Below are 245 nucleotides of genomic sequence, written 5' to 3'. Positions count from 1 at the left end.
CAATGACATGTGGGGGCGGGCGCTGGCGGCGGGCTTATTCGTTGGTGAAGATCGTGCCCAAGTGGTCCATGCGCTCCAGCGCCATGCCACAACCGCGCACCACGCAGGTCAGCGGGTCTTCGGCCACCAACACCGGCAAGCCCGTTTCTTCGGCGAGCAAGCGGTCCAAGTCGCGCAACAAAGCGCCGCCGCCGGTGAGCATCATGCCGCGTTCGGCAATGTCTGCACCCAATTCGGGCGGGGTC

General features: G+C 65.7%; 1 protein-coding gene. It reads right to left on the bottom strand.

The window, feature by feature from the left end:
• Nucleotides 1-34: 34 nt before the first annotated feature.
• A partial coding sequence (locus tag AB1471_RS17730) for a rod shape-determining protein (RefSeq protein ID WP_367781034.1) occupies nucleotides 35-245 on the bottom strand: 211 nt, incomplete at its 5' end.

This window comes from Jeotgalibacillus marinus (genome assembly GCF_040801915.1).
Lineage (GTDB): Bacteria > Bacillota > Bacilli > Bacillales > Jeotgalibacillaceae > Jeotgalibacillus > Jeotgalibacillus marinus.
This window is presented reverse-complemented; position numbering and strand designations above follow the sequence as displayed.